The organism is Victivallis sp. Marseille-Q1083, assembly GCF_903645315.1.
Lineage (GTDB): Bacteria > Verrucomicrobiota > Lentisphaeria > Victivallales > Victivallaceae > UMGS1518.
On sequence record NZ_CAHJXL010000002.1, the window covers coordinates 515,806 to 536,024 of the forward strand.

Here is a 20,219-nt window from a genome sequence, read left to right on the forward strand (position 1 = left end):
AATGGGGAGATTATGCGCGAGCCGATTATTTTTTAGAGTACAGCGATTACGTCCACCAGATGATCAAGATTGCCGGGATTCAGAAATTTCAGTTCGTTAACGCCGACATCCAGGAGAGATTCTCCGATTTGCTCTTCAAACATGCGTCTGATTTCTCCGGAAACCGTCCGTTCCGACAAACCCTCCAAACGAGGATTGGCTATCGTGTCAAAAACGATGCTCAGAGCATCATAAATATGCAGCCAATTCGGAAATGATGCCTTCTGCTGTTCAAACAGGTTAAGGAGATTTTTGGGGTTTTTCAAAAAATAATATCGTCCGCGCTTTCCCTCTCCGTGAGTCGCCACGATGGATGCTGAACTCAACTCGGCCAGCACGTCCTGAACGGATTTCCAGGAAAAACCGCTGATATTGGCAATGTCCTGAATTTTGCAGATGTCTTTGTTCAGTAAAGCGAGAATCGTCTCGGCTCTGGCGGAAAGCCCGAACGCTCCTCGTAATTGAAGTAAAAAAGTTGCTTCACCGACAGGGAAAGAAGCGACTTTTCCGGAGGGGAGATAAGGGTTGCGGATAAGACCGTATCTCAGCGCCCTTTCATCTGCTGTTCGCTGAAAATCGTTAGGCTGTCCGTCAAAATTTCGAAACAGCGGAACAGGAGAAGCGTTACCGGATGGCAAAAGGTCCTCGGCAAATTTTGTCCAGCGACGCTCCCCCTGGTCGCTCATGGCATTGACCATAACGCCCAGCGAGGCGGAATCAAAACGATAAACTTTTTTCCCCAGCGATTTGATTCGCTGAAGGTTGATAAAGTTGCCGTTGAGCCGCAGCCAGTCAATCACAAGATCGTATAGCCGTTGATCATAACGGCAGAACCATGCGGAAAACAGCAGGAGAACCTCCGGATCAATAACATAGTGCTGCTGTATCCCATCATCGATGTGTCCGGGGATTCCCAAACGCGTCCATTGACGCCATACAAGATTCAGCAGTGCGTCAAAATAGCGGGATTTAAATTCTGCCACTGACATTTTTCCACCCCAATTGAAAGAACATGCTTTTTAGAATTTCACGGAATTCAGGCGAGACGTCCTGCGTCATGCACCATTTTGCCGCCGCGATCAGTTCTTCTTCCGAGGGCGTCAACGCCCGAAGATCGCTGACATGATAGCCGCCGCGATCCGCTGATGCATAGGTTTTGAAAAAGATTTGATCGTAACGGCTGATGTAATGCATGGTGAGCTGTTTCCCGATCACTACTGTCGACAGCCGCGTTTGAAACCCTTCCGGCAAGCCCATGCGGAATTGCGAAGCCGGACCATTGTTCAGCCAATCGACAGGTAATTCCAGCGAGTGTCCGACGATGTCTGCCGCGCGGATCAAGTATTCAGGCAATGGCTCCGACTCTTTCAATTCATCGGCGTCCATCAACGCGATGATGTCAATATCACGAGTCGTCCGGGGAACCAGCCCCGTTGCAATCAGTGCGGATCCTCCGCAAACCACCAATTCAGTGTGCGGAGCATCATCCAATATCAGCCTCTCATTAAGCAAATTCAATGCTTCAGCCAGTTTTGACCCATCAATCGACTTATTGATGTTATTCATGAAATTCCCCTATTTTATATGGGTTTTTCTGTAAAATAGCATTGAGCCGTCAAAAATCAAATCTCTATATTAATTTAAAAGTTGAAAATTCTGTTTTCTGAAAAGCGCCGTTTGAATATTGAAAATCAGATGCTTCTGTAATTATCAGGGCACTTAATCTTTGCTGAGAAATTACGCTGCCTGGACTGCGATTTATATATTGATAGATATCCGAGGAAATTTTCATCGAGGGGCCGTTGTGCTGAATTATGCTCCCGGAGGAGAAAGACCGCACTGCCGTAGCCCGCCGCCTTCGGCCAGGGACGGTACGCTCTCGACCAGGCGGCTGATGCACAGTCGGAAGTCGATCGATCGACTCCTTCCAAAACTTGCACGTGGCGTTATTTATGGAATTTCTCTTTTTAGTGACTTGACTTATTTTGATGAATGATATATACTTCAAATAGATATCAGAAGATAAATAAGAGGTGCAGTTATGGAAATTGCAAAAGTATTTAAAACCGGACGTTCCCAGGCAGTGCGAATTCCGAAGCATTTCCGTTTCAATACTAGTATGGTCAACATCCGCAAGCAGGGAGACAGCGTTATTTTAACTCCTTGCAAGGAGGCTTCCTGGGATGATTTTTTTGCCAATCACACCTGTCCTGATTTTGAACTTGACCGCGAAGCGGTGCAATCAATTCAGGGACGGGAGATATTTTGATGAAGAAGCTTTACATGCTCGATACCGACACATGCAGTTATATTATCAAGGGTGCGAACCGGGCCTTGATTGAGCAAGTCAAAGCACACAAAAATCAGTTATGCATTTCATCTATAACTCTTGCGGAGCTGCTGTTTGGCGCGGCAAAGAAAAACTCTCCCCGCTTGACTGTGGCCGTTGATCTGTTTCAGCAGCTTGTTGATGTTCGCCCATGGCATTCGGAGGCGGCAGTGCAATATGCCATGATCCGTCAACAGTTGGAACTTTCCGGTACTCCCATCGGCAATATGGATATGCTGATCGCCGCTTCCGCTATGGCTGAGAAGGCGTGTCTGGTTACGAATAACACCGCCCATTTTTCCAGAATATCCAAGTTAAAGCTTGAAAACTGGTGCGCGTGATTGTGACTATGGATGAAACTCTCTGATAACCTGCCGGAAGAAATCCTTATTCCATAAGACCAACTCCTGTTGATCCCGGATAAAAGGGCGGACGTCGGCTTTCAGCGTCTCAATACCGGACTCATCTATGGCGTTACCCAGGAATGCCTGCAGCCGTTCCAGTGTCAACGGCTGATCGTCCGGATAGTCGCCCGACTGGCGCATCCGCTGTTCCAAATGGGCAAGGTCGATTTGCGGATGATTTCCCGCATACCAAACCATGTCATACCAATCGCGACCCTTGGAGCGATTACGCCATTTCCGGCATAGTACAGCATGAAGCTTTCCGGCCAGCAGGTCAGGAAGAGTATAGACGCGCACCATATGCGGGATCGGGCGTAGCAGAACTTTTACTTCGGTTTGGAAGCCCGGAGGTGGATCAATGTCAATCTCCAGTTTGATTTTCAACTCTTTTCGTGAATGAATGTGATCGGTTAATGTCGCCGGCATACCGATTGAAATCAGTTGTATTTTTGTATTGGCTTTCAAAAAGGCGGAGTCGATGTTGGGATCCAGAGTTTTTGCTTTTTCCACAAAATCTACCGTAAATCCGAAAGCGGCCAGCTCCCGCTTCAATGTACCGGAATAATCAGATATTCTAAATTTTTTATCGGAATGCAGCAATGAAAAGTCCAAATCCTCCGAACCGCGATTCAAGCCATAGAGTATCCGCAGCGCCGTACCTCCGTAGAACGCGGCGTGTTCAAAAAACTTCCCGCGCCACAATCCTTGTAATGCCAGTTCCTGCATGATTTCCCGGATTGCATTGATATAGTCATTCTCATTTCGGCATTCGTAACGCGCAAGCATTTGCTGAATTACCTGATTCATTGATTTATCTCCAACAAAAAATTTACGAGCTTAGCAAGTTTTCCTCGTGCTACTGCTTGCAGCGCCATGAAAACCTCACAATTCAGTCGATGCAACGCTTCATCCTCCAAACGCAAATCATCTAGACAATACGCCATGATGTCGTTTCCGGTAAAACGCTTGTCAGTCAGAGCTTTGTCATAAATCGCCTTTTCCCGTGATGCGATCAGAAAATTACAGTTTCCAGAATTTCCACTTTCAATTCCGATGGAATAATCCTGTGCCTGGCGCGAAAAATAGACAAAACTCCCAATCGGAGTTTCAAATTCACACGATCGCCCGGCCGTCATGGAAGTAACGAGTTGAACTTTTTCCGGAATCATCCCATAATATGAAAGAGCGTAGTCGCAACTGACGTAGCTGGGGCCATAAAGCATATTGGCGACGACACAGGAATTCAGCGGAGCTTTGCGAAGGTATTCCGGAAACGTATAGAGCCCTTTCTTGAGCCGGATGATTTCACCGGATGCCAACAAACGCCCGATCTTAGCCCGGATATTACCATACCCGGCAAGAACCGAGGTTAGCTGGACGTAATCGAAAACGTCTTCTTCAATTTTTTGTCTAAGCTTAATTTTCATAATTTTCAAGTATGTATCATTTTTCGATACTTACTATGCAGTAAATTCGGAATAATTTCAAGTTATATTCAAGCCAAAACACACAATTAAAGTTATAAACACCCAAATACCTGTCCAGCCGCGACTTTTCACGTAACATAGTCAATATATCAGTACAGGCGATATGACGCCCGGCAACAAACTCATGAGACGAATGCAAAAGTTTTTTCGCTTAAGGAGCAAATTTTTTGCATGATTAACATAAAATTAAAAAAATTGTCAATCATCACTTGAATATTGAAAACATGGTGCTTCTGTAATTATCAGGGCAATTATTCTTTGCTGAAAAATTACGCTGCCTGGACAGCGATTGATATGTTGATATGATTTCCGTGGAAATTTTCACAGGAGAATAACATATTAACTGCTTCGGCAAAGAGAGGGATGGCTTATCATGCATAAGCGCTTGGGAACCCTGGTCGTTGCGATTGTGATGACAACAACCGCAAGTCTCTCTACACAGGCAGCCACTTACTACGTTGATGCGTCGCGTCCCGACGACACCGGCAGCGGCTTAAGCGAGGCCGCCGCCAAAAAATCGATCAAGGCCGCGGTCAACGCAGCAAAAGCCGCCGCCGGCGATCACATCATCCAGGTCAAACAGGGAACTTACACTGGCGCGGACAACCGTGAAATCGAATTCGGTGGTAAAAATATCCAGCTCAAAAGCACCGCCGGGGCGGCAACGACAATCATTGACCTGGCGCAATCCGGCCGCTTCCTCTACCTCCACAACAATGAAACCAAAACCGGCAGTTCGGTGGAAGGTTTTACCGTGCAAAACGGGTCTTATAGTTCCGGCACGGCGATTACTTTGAGTTCAGCCGGACTGACGATTAAAAACTGTATTTTCAAGGATAACATCTATACCAGCGGCGGCACGGTTTCAACCTCCGGTGGCGATATCGACGTCATCGGCTGTAAATTTATCAATAATAGCCAAGCATCGAGCGGCGGCTATCCGGGCGGCGGTCCGACCAGCGGCGGAGCGCTGATCTCCAACAATGGTACTGTCAGCGTGACCGGTTGCGAGTTCGTCGGCAATACCGGTTACAACGGCGGCGCGATCCTGAGTTATGGCGCGAACTTCACGATCAAACAAAGCAAATTCACCGGCAACACGGCGAGCGGTTCCGGCGGCGCGCTTTATGTCATGCAGGCGAGTTCCACCGCACCGACCACTGTCATTGAAAACAGTCTTTTTACCAACAATACCGCGGCCAGCGCCGGCGGCTTCGGTCAGTTCAATGGTACGGTGACGATCAAAAATTGCACCATCTACGATAACATCACCAACGGCACCTCCACATCCAGCGTCGATTTGGCCTTTAGCAACAATATGTCGATCTACAATACGATCCTGATCGGCAAATTTTCCGGCACCCCGGGCACGCTTCAATATTGCTGTACCAATGCCGCCGCCACCGGTACAGGCAACATGAATACCGATCCGCAGTTGACGCCGGTGGGCTGGCTGACCGCGTCCTCGCCGTGCATCAATGCCGGCAGCAATGCCAATGCGGCGTCTTCTGACCTGGCCGGACAGATCCGGCCGCAGGGCGGCACCGTTGATATCGGTTGTTATGAGTGGAAAGATACCGATGGCGACGGCATCCCCGATGCCGTCGAAACCGCCGCCGGGTTGAATCCGAACAGCGCGGCCGACGCCTCCGGTGACGCCGATAACGACGGCCTTTCAAACTTGCAGGAATTTTTGCTCGGCACCGATCCCGGCAACGCCGATACCGATGGCGACGGCATTCTGGACGGTGTTGAAATTGCCCAGGGCTATAATCCGTTGAAATTTACCCGAATGGTATATGTCAATGGCGCTACCGGCAGCGACTCTAATAATGGCTTTACTTTAGCTGCGGCCAAAAAGACTCTCAGTGCTGCAGTTGAATTGTCGAAAACCCTGGGATACGAAAATATTATTCAGGTAAAAGGCGGCACCTATACGGGAAGTGCTAATAAAAACCTTGATTTTAACGGTTTCAATATTATTCTGAAAAGTATCGACGGAGCAAAGAATACGGTAATTGATCTGGAAAATTCCGGCCGTTTCCTGACACTTCAAAAAGGCGAATCCTTGGCAACAGGCATAGAAGGCTTGACGATTCGCAATGGCAATATGACCAGTTATGGCACCGCGGTTTATATCACGAATGCCCAGGCAAAAATCCAAAACTGTATTTTTGAGAACAATATATCCGGAACCCTGACCAGTGGCAGTGGCGGTATGAACAGCGCCGCGGTTTATGCCTCCGGTAAACCCGTAACAATTACAGGCTGTGAGTTCATCAATAACAGCTCTTACGGCAGCGGCATGGGCGGCCCGGGAGGAAACGCCGGCGCAGTAATGTTGATGAGTAATGTGGGTTCGCTGGTATCTGATTGCAGTTTTATCGGCAATCTCGGCTATACAGCCGGTGCGGTAAGTATCAGCGGTGCCCAGGTTGAGTTCACGAATTGTCGCTTTTTAAATAATGTGGCCGACTATTATGCCGGAGCAATTTATTTAACCACCGGTTACACTTCGAGCGGAACTGCAGCATCGATTGTGACATTGAAAAATTGTTTGCTGTTGAACAACCGGTCAAGGACTAAATATTCAGATCTGTACATCGCCAGCAACTGTTCCGGTCAGATTATTCATTCGACGATTGCCGGCGGTTCAGCCAAAGAAGGAGTTTGCTGCGGGTTTGACGGAAATATGATCATCTCCAACAGTATCATCCAAGGTAAGAATACGCTCAAAAACGGCATCACATTCTCCGCCAATCATAATTGTGTGACTGATAATTGGAGTTCTTACGGTTCCGGAAACATTACTTCCGCGCCGAAATTGACTGCAGCTGGATACCTGCAAAAAGGTTCACCATGCATTAATGCCGGAACATTGACCAATTCATTGGCGCAGGATATCAACGGTGTGCCGCGGCCGGCCGGGAATCTTCCCGATATCGGCTGTCAGGAGTTCGTGGATGCCGATAACGATGGAATTCCGGATTATTTTGAGATTCAGGCCGGTTTGAATCCTAACAGTGCGGCAGATGCCAATCTGGACAAAGACAATGACGGCGTAAAGAATTTGAATGAATATCTGGCCGGCACCGATATCAACAAAGCCGACACCGATGGTGATGGCATGAGTGACGGCGCGGAAATTGCCGCCGGTTATGATCCGGCCCGGTACACGAAAATCACCTATGTGGCCGCAAACGGCAACGATTCCAACACGGGAAACACCGCCGCGGCCGCCAAGAAGACGATTGGGGCGGCAATTACCGCCTCCCAGAGCAATGCTTATGAGAATGTCATTCAGATTGCGGCGGGGACCTATAGCGGAACGGGAAATAATACACTTGATTTCGGAGGATATGATATCAAGCTGATCGGCGCCGGAGCGGCAACAACCATCGTTGACCTGACGAACAACTCCCGCTTTTTATCCCTGCAGAAAGGTGAAACCCTGGCCAGCGGCCTGCAGCGGCTGACCATCAAAAACGGCAATATGACCACCGGCGGAACGGCGGTATATCTGACAAACGCACAGCTTGATATTCGTGATTGTGTTTTTGAAAACAATATTTCCGGCACGGACAGCGCCAGCGGACCGGGAACAACTTATACCAGTTCCAATGCGGCGGTTTATGCCTCCGGCCTGCCGATCAAAGTCACCGACACAGCTTTCATCAACAATAAAAGCTTCATGAATATGGGTGGCGGCATGACCAGCAACGCCGGCGCCCTGGCCATCTTCAATGGACCGGGCAGTGAAATTGTCAATTGTACGTTTACCGGCAATGTCGGGTATTTCGGTGGCGCGATCACGCTCAGCAGCAGTCCGGCCACGTTACGGAATAATCGCTTCTTCCGCAATCAATCCACGAATAACGGCGGTGCTATATATCTTGGCTATACTCCGACCGGCCCGGGAGCGGCCGCCACTTATCCGGCTGTAATTGAGAATTGTATTTTCAAAGACAACCGGGCCAGAACCAATTATTCCGACATCTATGCCGGGACAAACACCGTAGCGCAGTTGACCAACAATACAATTTTCAACGGTATTGCCAAAGACGGTAAAAGCTGCTACTTCGACAAAGAAACAACTTTGGTCAACAATATCATTCTGGGCGAAATCACTTTAAAAAACGGGATCACGATTACGGCCAACAACAATTGTGTAAGCAGTGATTGGAGTGCCTACGGCAGCAATAATCTGATTGCCGATCCGTTATTGACGGGGGTAGGGTACCTGAAAAAAGGGTCTCCCTGTATCAATGCGGGACTCAATATAGATGCGACGACACAAGATATCGATGGCGTCAGCCGTCCGGCCGGCGCAACCGCCGATATCGGAGCCCAGGAATTCAAAGACACGGACAATGACGGCATTCCGGACAATATTGAGGCTTTGGCCGGTTTGAATCCGAACAGCGCGGCGGATGCAAATCTCGATAAGGACAATGACGGCCTTAAGAATCTGGCGGAATATCTGGCCGGAACCAATATCAATAAAGCAGACAGCGACGGCGACGGAATCGGTGACGGCGCGGAAATAGCCCAGGGAACCGATCCGTTGTTGTATACCAGAATCATTTACGTCAATGGAAGTTCCGGCAATGATGCCAATGCCGGAACTTCCGCCGCAACGGCCAAGAAGACAATAAATGGAGCAATTGCGTCGTCGATGAATCCCGCCTATGACAATATCATCAAGGTTGCGGCGGGAACTTACTCGGGCACCGGTAATAAAAATCTTGATTTCGGCGGTTATGACATAAAACTGGAAAGTGTTTCCGGAGCAGATTCCACAACCATCGACCTCGAAGATTCGGGACGTTTCCTGACTCTGACGAAAGGCGAAACACTTGGCAGCCGCTTGAAAGGATTCACCATCAGGAACGGAAATTCTGCTACCTATGGAACTGCGGTACAGCTTGAGAATTCGCAGCTGCAAATCTGGAATTGCGTTTTTGAGAACAATCTTTCGAATAACGGAGGAACCGCCGGCGCGATCAGCGCTGCCGTCTATGTCAGCGGCAAACCGATCCAGATCAAAGATACCCTGTTCCGCAACAACAGTTCATTCTCCGGCGGGTTCGATATGAATGCCAACAGTGGAGCGGTTTATTTTGCCAATGATCCAGCCGGCAGCCTTATCCAGAAATGCCGCTTCGTCGGCAACAGCGGTTATTATGGGGCCATCGCCCTGTCCAATGCCCGGCTTACGGTTGAAGATTCGATCTTTACCAAGAACATTGCCACCTATGGCGGGGTTTGCGGTTCGGCGGGGTATTATACGGGACCGGCCGGCAGCTCTGATACCCGGTTGGATATGATCAATTGTCTTTTGATCAATAATCAGGCCAATACCAACTACTCCGATTTGTATTTGAAAGGCAATACCGTCTGTGAGCTGATGAACGTTACGATACTCGGCGGCAGTTCACCGGGGGAAAGCAGTTGTTTATTTGACGGCGATACCACGCTGACCAACAACATTCTTCAGGGCAAGCTGGAATGGAACACCAAGAAAACACTGACCGCCAACAATAACTGCAGCACGACAACCCTGGGATCATACGGTTCGGGAAATATTACGGTCGATCCTTTGCTGACTGGCGAAGGATTCATTACCGCCGCAAGCCCATGCGTCGATGCCGGTACTGCCGTCAATGCGCCGGACCGCGACTTGGAAGGGGTGGCCAGACCGGCCGGCAACGGAATCGATATCGGTTGCCGCGAGTATAAAGACAGCGATCATGACGGAATGCCGGACGGCTATGAAATCTACTATGGCTTTGATCCGAACAATCCGGCCGATGCAACGCAGGACGCCGATCATGACGGAGCCAATAACCTTGCCGAATTTCTTGCCGGCACCAACCCGGTTTCCAATGACAGCGACGGCGACGGGATTGATGACGATGTGGAAATCAGCCTGGGCTATGATCCGAGCCGCTATACCAGGATCATCTATGCCGATGCGTCCCGGCCCAACGACAACGGTAATGGCCAGACTCCGGCGACGGCGAAAAAAACACTGAAGGGAGCTGTCGCCGCTTCGTTGAATGGCGGATATGAAAACATCATTATCGTGAAGCCGGGAATCTATTCCGGGGTCGATAATCGCGGCCTCTCTTTTTCCGGGGTCGATATCAGAATAAAATCGGAAGCCGGACCGCTGTTGACCATCGTGGATATGCAGCATCAGGGCCAATTCCTGAGCCTGAACAACAAGGAAACCTACAATTCCTGCCTGGAAGGATTGACGATCCGAAACGGAGAAAACCGCAAAGGCGGCGCCATCAATCTGCACAACGCCAATTTTACCATCCGGGAATGTATTTTTACCGGCAACCATGCCAATGACGGGTCCTGCCTGTACACCAATCCCGGCAATGCCAGAATCATCAATACCCTGTTTGCCGATAATTTTGGGGAACGGGGAGTCGGCGGCTGCACCATCATGGATATCAACGGCAGTTCGCAGTGCGAATTGCTCAATTGTACTTTGTTGCAGCCGTATCCGGATTATCAGGCAATCCGCAACAATGCTTCGCTGAAAATCACCAACAGCGTCATTGGTTCGCATATCAATGGCGGCTGGCCGGATATCAATTACAGTTACACTGTGGATGATTATACTTCGAGGGGAACCGGAAATATTTGCGGCTCCTCCGGCATATTGCTTAACGGCTGCCTTGCCGCCGGTTCGCCATGTATCAATGCCGGAACTACAGCCGGTGCGCCTGCCACAGATTTGTACGGAACGCTGCGGCCGCAGGGAAGCGGCATCGACATCGGCTGCGAGGAATATCTTGATTCCGACAATGACGGGATGAGCGATGCCTACGAGGCGATCTGCGGAAAAAATCTGGCTCCAAACGCTGATGAAGATAACGATGGACTGACCAACATCCAGGAATTTCTATTGGGCTTGATTGCGGTCAATCCCGATTCCGACGGCGACGGGATGCCGGACGGCTGGGAGGTCGCCAACGGTACCAATCCGCGTTTGTTCGACGCCAATGAAGATCTCGACGGGGACGGCCTGACCAATCTGGAAGAATATCAACATGGTACGTTGGCCAACAATGTCGATACCGACGGCGATGGAGTCAGCGACGGCCAGGAGGTCAAATATTACTTCACCGATCCGCTGACCGCCGATTTCAATGGCACCACCACTGTGGTGCAGACTGTCAACGGCAGCAATTATGTGAATTCTTCCGGTACCTGGGATGTATCAAACAATACCGTTCACGCCAATGACCGTAATGGTTGGCTGACTTATACGGTCAATATTCCCGGAAACAGCGTTTATCAACTGGAGGTCCAGGTCACTCAACACAATCAAAACGGCTTCTCGTTCATGGGGGAACGCGACAACTTCACGGTGAGCCTGTTTGTCGATGACCGTTATATCGGCCAGGAAACGGTCTATGCGCCGTACAACACGGTCGGCAGCCTTTATTATCTGCTGCCGGTGCTGTCCACCGGCAGCCATACCGTCAAGCTGCGCTGGGACAACGTGTACCGGCTGACTTCGTTGCAGATCAACGCGCTTAAACTGAAAACGATCGGCGGAGCCGATACGGACGGCAACGGACTGCCGGACTGGGTGGATACCCGGCTGGAAAATATGGCGCAAGTCACGATCCCGACCAGCAGCCTGGTTTCGCCGCTGTGTCTGGAAGGCGGCAATGCGTTCGACCTGGACGGTATCAGTATCTCCGGTTACTATAATCCCAATAATTCGACGCCGGCGCCGGCCATTATCCGCGCGGTCAACAACCACTGGTATGGCGACGTTCCGTTAAATCCAACTTCCGTGACCGGATTGACTTTGACGATCAGAATGCAGGATGGATTCAAGGTCATCAACGGCAGTGTCAAATGGGACGCGCTGAATCTGGCGATCACCCCGGATATGACGATTCGGAAAAATGATGAACTGAAGCTCAGTGCAACTTCACCGAACGGCATCACCGGCGCAATTAAGATCGTGGTCGACGGCAATACCTATAATTTGACTGCCGGTCAAAACCGGGTCCATAAATTCGATACCGCCGGCACCTATGATGTCGTTGCCACCATTACGCCGGCTGCCGGCGCCCCGGAAACCTATCATACCTCGATCAAGGTGATGGAAGGCAAATTCAACGGCGTACCGCTGTCAGTCAATTACAACGGCAGGACCTGGTTCAATCCGGACATGTCCGAAGACGCTTTCATTGAAGCCGACAGCAATGTGGAATTCAGTACCAATGCCGGCGGTTATGACGGCAGAGGATTCCGGATTTACTTGAAGCCGAAGGATGACAACGTGGCGTACCTGACCTCCAGGCTTTACGAAGGTGGCCCGATTCTGGATTCCACCCATACCCGGAGAATGTTCTATGCCACTCAGCAGGACGAAGGCTATGTTAAGTGGCTGGAAACCTATCCTGACGGCTCTCGACTGATCGAAGGGTATGTCGTATTGAATGAAGTTCCGGCGGATATCATGTTGAAAATATCGTTGATTGCGCCGAATATCGTGTTTCAGGATGGAACCCGGCAGAAAATCTTAACGGCAGCCGATTTCAATGAGAACGGCATCGCCCATTACAATATCCTGTTGCCGCCGAACTCAACCAATGCCGCCTGTCACGAAATTAGATTCTATCAGGGCGGGGAATACTTGAGTACGATTTATTGACCGCTCCGGTCTTCCGCCCTCTCCAACTTTTTGAGAGGGCGGAAGACCGGCGGAAAAAACTTAATTTCAAGATCGGAAAGAGTGAACACATGAAAATAAGTCTCATACAGTTATTGATCATCGGTTGTCTGGTTGGCGGCATCCATCAGGGGATGGCGGAAGGGGCCGACCAGGCCGCGCAACTGCCGGATAATATTAAATTGATCATCGGCCAAACCGATGTTTGGGAGTATCTGCCCAGGTTGAAGGCGATCGAAGTGCTGTCTGCCGAATTGCCGGATGATCAGATCGAGGCGCTGTTGACATTCCTGCGGGCGCCGGCCGACACACAGCCGGAACCGCATTTGCCAACAATAGAATTTCATTGTTTGAAAAATGATGTTTTTATTGTTTTGATGAAACAGCGGACCAAACGTTCGCTGGGGAAAGAACTTGTTGCGATGGTCAACAATCCTGAAATGGACATCACTTGGCGGGATTATTGTTTGCAATTCATCGCCCAATGGTATCTGCAGGAACCGGATATTGCGGTCCGGCAGCAGATGCACGATACGCTTTATCAGGCGCTTCGTGAAAATGAAACGACCATTGCCGGAACTGCCATTAACTCACTGTATCTGATTTATACACGCACCCAATTGGATCGGGATAGCCTGGTTGCAGCCGTCGACCGCTTGCTGGTTGATTTGAAAACCAGTGATGCGACTAAGATCAGTGCGATCCAGGTAGCTGGAAAATTAAAAACCGCCAAAGCGTTGCCAAGCGCCAGGGCAATCGTCAACATGCCGGGCGAACATGATATGATTCTAGTGATGTCGGCAGTGGCGGTCTTAGGCGAAGTCGGCACTTCAGCCGACCTTCGATTGCTTGAGACATACCTGAAAAGCTCGGACGGACGCAAACGGATTCCCGCTGCCGCCGCCATTCAAAAAATCAAAAATCGTTGCAATAATTTACCAGCCAGTTAGTTTGAATAGTTGTAAAAATGAAAATCGCATTTATTATAGAAAAAGATTGGAGGATTCCGATGTTGAAACAAATCTGTGTCAGCGTCTTGTTGGGATGTCTTTCGTTCAGCGCGCTAAGCTATAATGGCCCGGCGGAAGATCCCGTGCCTCCGAAACCATGCAATGAGTGTCCCTCTGATGCAAATGCCAACAATGAGTGTGTCAGTTATAAATTCGAGTTCGGCAGAGCTGCTCATGAACCTGATTTTCCCGTTGGAGTATTCAGTATATATGGGCGTCGGCCCAGCGAAACGATGTTTACGCCGCTCGGTCTGTACTATTATCACCCGTTATTCACCCGCTTAGCCGGCGTTTCAGAGGAAAACGGTAAACAGATTGTCAAACTCCAAGGCCCGAATCGGGAAATTGAGATTTATGAATTTGCCGCCAATAGCAGCATCGGCTACCCGGGTGGTGTTTTCCGTAACAAATTGAAAAAAGTACTGGTTATGCTGGATGCCGATCATGAGCCGACGACAATATCGCCGACGTATTATAAGCTGGTCGATGAAAATGCCAATTATGTTTTATATTCGGTCGAAGAGCAAAAAGCGGTTTCCTATACCACCTCCACCGGAAGAGTTCTAACCGCTGACTCCAAGGATGTCCGCTTGGAAACGATACTGGATGCGGAAGGGGCCATCATGCAGGTTTATTCCGGCATTGACGGACTGGCCGATGTCGTGGTAACAACAGAAGAACTGGGCTATATCAGGACTTATGAGATCAGATTATACCATCCTTCCCAGGTTGGATCGAAAGTCAACAACAAATACTCCGTGACCGGTCAACCTTACATGACTTATCAGGTGATCAATCCCAATCATCCTCAAGAGCAAACAATCACTGAAAATGGCGAAACGCATATCCAGATCGTTCCACCTGAGATTCGGCAAATTCAATTTGTAAAAGTCGCCAATGGCAGCAACCGGACCGTCACTTATACATATAGTGATGCAGTAGATGATTGGACTCTCACTCAAGATGGCGGCAATGTGATTGTTTCCCGAGCTAAATCAGCTCAGACACGAGCTGCAAACGCGACTCAGGGATTAGTGATTGAAAGAAAAAGTGGAACCGGTGAAGTCGCTTATAAAGAATCGCAAACCTTGAAGCAATTTGATTTCGGAGATTTGCCGACTCAAATTACCAGAGGAACAAACGATACCACCACTTATACCTATTACGAAGATATAAATCAACCTGGTAGTTACGGCAAGAAAAAAACGGTGCAATTTTCAGACGGTTACTGGGAAAAATACTACTATGATGACCAACGCCGATTGACGATGAAAGTTTCACCGTTCAAAAACCAGATCATTACAGTGGCTGAAGCGGAGGCCAAAGTTGAAATCATCAGTTTCAGTTCCGTAGATTCCAGAGATGTACCTTTCGCCGGAGATCCGCGGCCGAGGATGAAGGAAACCAAAATAAACAATATTACCGTGGCAAAAGAATATTTTGCCTATTTCAGCGATACCAATGGCGACTATGTTGAAATTCATGAAGTCTGCCAGGGCGCTGCCGCCGAATATGGTAATCTGGCCAATGCCCGTACCGAGAAGCGCTACTACGGCGATAAAAACGATTCCACGACATTGGGACGGCTGAAGTCCGTTGTATTTTCCAATGGTTTGATGGATTCGTATGTTTATGCTTATGGCAATTTTACTCAAAGCAGTTCTCCCGGCAATTCCAGTTTTGCCGTCAATGTCAATGGATACGCGCTGAAAACCACCATTACCCATGGGACGGCCGACTCTCCAACCGGAATTGCCAACAAGACCACTCAGACCGAAAAAATCGGTGATGCTTTCGGCAATCCGGTGATGGAAAAAGAATATGTCTGTACCCGGGCCGCGGCGGCTGCAACCGATACGACTCCGGCAGTAACCGCCAGTTATGAACAGCTTTCCTGGAAAAATGCCACCTTTAACGCTACTCATCAGCAATTGAATACCTATAATTCCAGAAATGAAGAAACCAATACGACCTGGGATTGTTGCAACAAAGCGTCCTATACCGATGAAGTCGGTATCCAGTACACTTATACCTATGACAGTATGAACCGTTTGATTTCTGAAACGAAAAAAGGCTACAATGGCAGCAGCGATGTGGTTACCAGTTATACATATGACGCCAATAACAAACTCCTGAACAAAACTGTCACTGCCGGTTCATTATCATTGCAGGAATCTTTTGTCTATGATCAAGCCGGTCGAATAATACAATCAACAGATTCCAAAGGATTAGTTACGGCCATACAATTTAGCAATAAAGTGATTACCACAACAAAGCCAGGTAATTGCACGGAAATCATAACATCCTATAATGACAGAAGCTTAGCTTCAATTACGGGAACGTCCGTGATGAATAGATTTTTCGATTATGGCGTTATGAGTAATGGACAATTATGGAGAAAAGAAAATATTGGTAGTGCAAACAGTCTCAGATGGCAAAAAAGTTATACCGATCTAGCCAATCGAATTACTAAAAATGAAAACAGTGGATATGGAAATTCTATTATTGAATCAATTTCTGCTTACAATACAAAAGGATTTTTGATTAAAAAGGTAGAAACCGGCAAACCTGCCATATCCATCAGTTATGACGAAATAGGAAATATTGAAACTGTAGGATATGATATTGATGATGACGGATCATTGGAAATAGTTTTCAAAGATAGAATTATTAAGTTTGCGACTGGTTATAGTAAAGAATCTGGAGCGTGGTATCTCTCTCAGACGAAATCTACCTATGGAACTGATAATAATAGTCTTGAGACAATTATTTTACAACAAAAACAAAAATTGTCCGGACTGTCAAGTAATATTATTAGTGAAGTTAAAAATATTGATATCTATGGGAATATCACAACTACGACAATACAAAATACTCGTTCTGCTCGTAAACGATTAGTATCCACAGTGTCTCCATCTTCTTCGGTTTCTCAACAGAAAACCTTCATTAATGGACTCTTGAGTTCCGAAAGAAGCTTCTCTAATATTACCATTACGTACAGTTACGATGCTTTGGAACGTATGAGTTCCATTAATAATCCACGAACAGGTGTCAAAGCGATCACATACTATGCATCCGGAGCAGGGAAACTTGGACAAGTCATGACCGCCCCGGACCAAATTGGCAATATTATCACTTACGATTATTATTCCGACACTGGGTGGCTGAAGTCTATGACTGACGCTCTGAATAACGTATCGTATTATTCTTATAACTCGTTGGGCAAGGTTATCCGTCAATGGGGCAGCAGTGTTTATCCTGTTGAATTTTCTTATAATGCATTTGGCGAACAGGTCCAAATGAAAACATATCGTACCGGAACTAATTGGAATGCTGCCTCATGGCCGGGGAGCTCGATCACCGCCGATACAACTCAATGGAATTATGACCCGGCATCCGGTTTACTCGTGTCAAAAACTGATGCAGCCGATAACTCAGTTGCATATACCTATTCTCCTGACGGTAAAGTTTTAACCCGGACTTGGGCCCGAAAGATAAATAACGTTCCACTTGTCACATCATATTCGTATGATAATTTCGGGCAGCTTACCAGCATTGATTATTCCGACAATACACAAAGTATTCAATATTCCTATAATCGTATTGGAATGCCCATAGCAATTACTGATGCGTTGGGAACAAGAACTTTTACTTATAACAGCCAGTTTTCCTTGATTTCTGAAACCACACAGGGACTATACAATAAAGCAATCACTCGAAATTATGCTTCATCCGGAGTGAAGGGAAGATTTTTAGGCATAGACATTGATGGTGATTCCAGTTATACCTATGCTTATGATCAATATGGGCGCTTGAATCGGGTGACTGCCTCAACCGGTAACTTCAACTACACTTATTTGGCCAATAGTGATTTGGTTAGTTCAGTCTCTCGTCCGAACAATGTCACGACCTCATTTTCATATGAGCCAACCCGGAATCTTCTCACAAAAGTTGCCAACGGAACAGTCAGCACATTCAATTATACGAATGATGCCATCGGCAGAAGAAACAGCGTAAATCGAAGCGGCAGTGCTTTTACTTCATCCGATACCTTAAATTATACATATGACCCGATATCTGAGCTGCTTTCAGCGACTTCCAACAATAATTCATCATATAATTACAATTATACCTATGATCCGATCGGCAACCGGAAAACAGCATCCCTTTCTGGTGCCGACAATGTATATACCTCCAATAGCTTGAATCAATACACCTCAGTCAACAGTGGAGGCATTACAACTACTCCGACCTATGATGCCGATGGTAATACATTGGCGCTCGATGGATGGGCTCTGACTTGGAATGCTGAAAATCGCTTAATAAAGGCTGTAAAGAACACTACAAAACTTGAATTTTTATATGATTATATGGGAAGAAGAGTTGAGAAAAAAGTATTTAATAATAATATATTGACTCAGAATACTCGTTTTGTCTATGATGGTTACAAGCTTGTCGAAGAAATAAATGCGTTGGATAACAATGCTGTATTGAGGTCTTATATTTGGCAACCGTTTGAAAATAATGATATACCTCTTGCCGTTACGACTGGAAGCAATACCTATTACTATTTGACGGATGCCAATAAAAATGTTTCAGAATTGACAAATGCATCTGGTGCCAGTGTTGCTCATTATGAATACAGTCCATTCGGAAAACTTTTGGTTTCCACTGGAACATATGCGGCAACAAATCCATTCCGTTTTTCCAGTGAATATAGCGACTTAGAAACAGGATTCATTTATTATAACTATCGTTATTATTCTCCTGATTATGGAAAATGGCTAAGTAAAGATCCAATAGGAGAAAAAGGTGGAACTAATCTGTATAGATTCGTGGTTAATAATCCAATAAATTATTTTGATATTTTAGGGTTAAAAAATACGTTATCAGCAACCCTTTATTTAATGGAAAGAGACTTATTCTTCGATGATGTTTATTCAACCCTTGAATTTAATTTTGATGTTGATTGTGAATCTCATGGTGAAGGTGCCATGACTGTCAATGTCCCGGTGGAAATACATTTTGATAATCAAATCTTATATTCAACTATAGGAGGTTTTGCTGGAGCGAGTATTGTAGGCGGTTTAGGAGGAGTTGTAGGAGGAATTGGTGGTGGATTATTTGGTGGCATTGTAACAGCACCTACACATGCTGGTGTGAGTCATGGAATTGCTATTGGAACAAGTCTAGGAGGCACTACAGGTGCGGCATGGGGAGCTGCCTGGGGAACCGGTATTGGTTATTGGCTTTCCGATAAAGTTGATTATAATGGAACTTATGAAGTTATTATTAATTGTGTATGTGAAGGAGGAAATTGGTTTGGAATTATTCATAGTGACCGTTTAAAAGATGAACAACTAGTTAGAACTGACGACGAATTTTATATTAAGGTTCAACTTAATTAATTTTTGATATTAAGAAAAGATATTATAAATATTTTCCGTAATTAATCACGATAAATTTCTATATCAAATATAAATTATGGGGGGGGTAGATGTTTAAAAAAGTATATTATTGTTGTTATTTAATTCTTCAAATCAGCCAAATTTATTTTGGTTATTTGGCAATAAATTGTTTCTTTTCAAATAGTAATTTTGTATATTATCATGATAGAGATATTATGTTCTTTTCGTGGTTTATGCCGTTTATAATTTGTGAATATTCTATTTATATTATTCATAGTTTTGGCGAAAATAATATTTTGAATAATCGTCAGTTTTTATTTACTAATTTAGAAAAAAAAATCTTTACAATAAGAAAAAAAATGTATATACCTATTTCCGTAATAGTGCCCATAATAATAAAGTTACTCGTCTTTTTTTATAATATGTCAGATCCTGTTTTAGGAATCTTCAGTATGTGTTATATTTATTTAGCGTGCCTTAGTATAGTCCTTTATGCCATTCTTCAATATATTAAAAAAATAGAATATCGCCCATAAGAAGGCTGGAAAGAGAAATATTTAAATACTAATGATAATGATGAATTTTATGTTTTTGTTGAACGTAATTAATTATAATTAAAATAAAATATTATCGTTGACAATGTTTTTGATAAAGCAAATAATTATAATTAACGAGGTTACATTATGAAAACTTTCACAAGATATTATTTTGGTTATTTTTGTACTCGATAACGTCCAGAAAATTGCGCACATTTTAAAACTGCGGACTTGAAAAAGCGGCAGAGTTCCGATTGATTATTGAAGTTCGAAAACAGTAATCAAAAGAAGGAAAA

The 20,219-nt window shown here is 46.3% G+C and carries 9 protein-coding genes; 5 read left to right on the forward strand and 4 right to left on the reverse strand.

Features of this window, described 5'->3' with window-relative positions; all coding sequences use genetic code 11:
• Positions 1 to 32: 32 nt before the first annotated feature.
• Both HWX74_RS18210 and HWX74_RS18215 read right to left on the reverse strand, forming a co-directional pair.
• On the reverse strand, positions 33 to 1,022 hold the full coding sequence (locus HWX74_RS18210; RefSeq protein WP_176014992.1) for a hypothetical protein: 990 nt from the start codon (positions 1,020 to 1,022) through the stop codon (positions 33 to 35).
• Positions 1,009 to 1,605, reverse strand: coding sequence for a DUF6036 family nucleotidyltransferase (locus tag HWX74_RS18215; RefSeq protein ID WP_176014621.1), 597 nt, complete (start codon positions 1,603 to 1,605; stop codon positions 1,009 to 1,011). Before HWX74_RS18215 ends, HWX74_RS18210 begins: the two co-directional genes overlap by 14 nt.
• A 475-nt stretch (positions 1,606 to 2,080) precedes the next feature.
• Between HWX74_RS18215 and HWX74_RS18220 the strand changes: the two genes are divergently transcribed.
• Positions 2,081 to 2,308, forward strand: coding sequence for an antitoxin (locus HWX74_RS18220; protein WP_176014993.1), 228 nt, complete (start codon positions 2,081 to 2,083; stop codon positions 2,306 to 2,308).
• Positions 2,308 to 2,709, forward strand: coding sequence for a type II toxin-antitoxin system VapC family toxin (locus HWX74_RS18225; RefSeq protein ID WP_217705022.1), 402 nt, complete (start codon positions 2,308 to 2,310; stop codon positions 2,707 to 2,709). Before HWX74_RS18220 ends, HWX74_RS18225 begins: the two co-directional genes overlap by 1 nt.
• Before the next feature lie 6 nt (positions 2,710 to 2,715).
• On the opposite strand, the gene HWX74_RS18230 is transcribed toward HWX74_RS18225, so the two are convergent.
• Both HWX74_RS18230 and HWX74_RS18235 read right to left on the reverse strand, forming a co-directional pair.
• Positions 2,716 to 3,579 (reverse strand): nucleotidyl transferase AbiEii/AbiGii toxin family protein, encoded by an 864-nt coding sequence (locus HWX74_RS18230; protein WP_176014995.1) that lies wholly within the window; start codon positions 3,577 to 3,579, stop codon positions 2,716 to 2,718.
• Positions 3,576 to 4,199 carry a hypothetical protein gene (locus HWX74_RS18235; RefSeq protein ID WP_176014996.1) on the reverse strand — a complete coding sequence of 208 codons (624 nt, stop codon included), beginning with the start codon at positions 4,197 to 4,199 and terminating at the stop codon, positions 3,576 to 3,578. The genes HWX74_RS18230 and HWX74_RS18235 overlap by 4 nt, the downstream gene beginning before the upstream one ends.
• Positions 4,200 to 4,632: 433 nt before the next feature.
• Here HWX74_RS18235 and HWX74_RS18240 point away from each other — a divergent pair, with 433 nt between their 5' ends.
• From HWX74_RS18240 to HWX74_RS18250, 3 genes are all read left to right on the forward strand, one after another.
• Complete coding sequence (locus HWX74_RS18240) at positions 4,633 to 12,951, forward strand: right-handed parallel beta-helix repeat-containing protein (protein ID WP_176014997.1); 8,319 nt, start codon at positions 4,633 to 4,635, stop codon at positions 12,949 to 12,951.
• A gap of 89 nt (positions 12,952 to 13,040) precedes the next feature.
• Complete coding sequence (locus tag HWX74_RS18245; protein WP_176014998.1) at positions 13,041 to 13,919, forward strand: hypothetical protein; 879 nt, start codon at positions 13,041 to 13,043, stop codon at positions 13,917 to 13,919.
• A gap of 59 nt (positions 13,920 to 13,978) precedes the next feature.
• Entirely contained in the window at positions 13,979 to 19,387 is a 5,409-nt protein-coding gene (locus tag HWX74_RS18250) for an RHS repeat domain-containing protein (RefSeq protein WP_176014999.1), read from the forward strand.
• Positions 19,388 to 20,219: the final 832 nt, after the last annotated feature.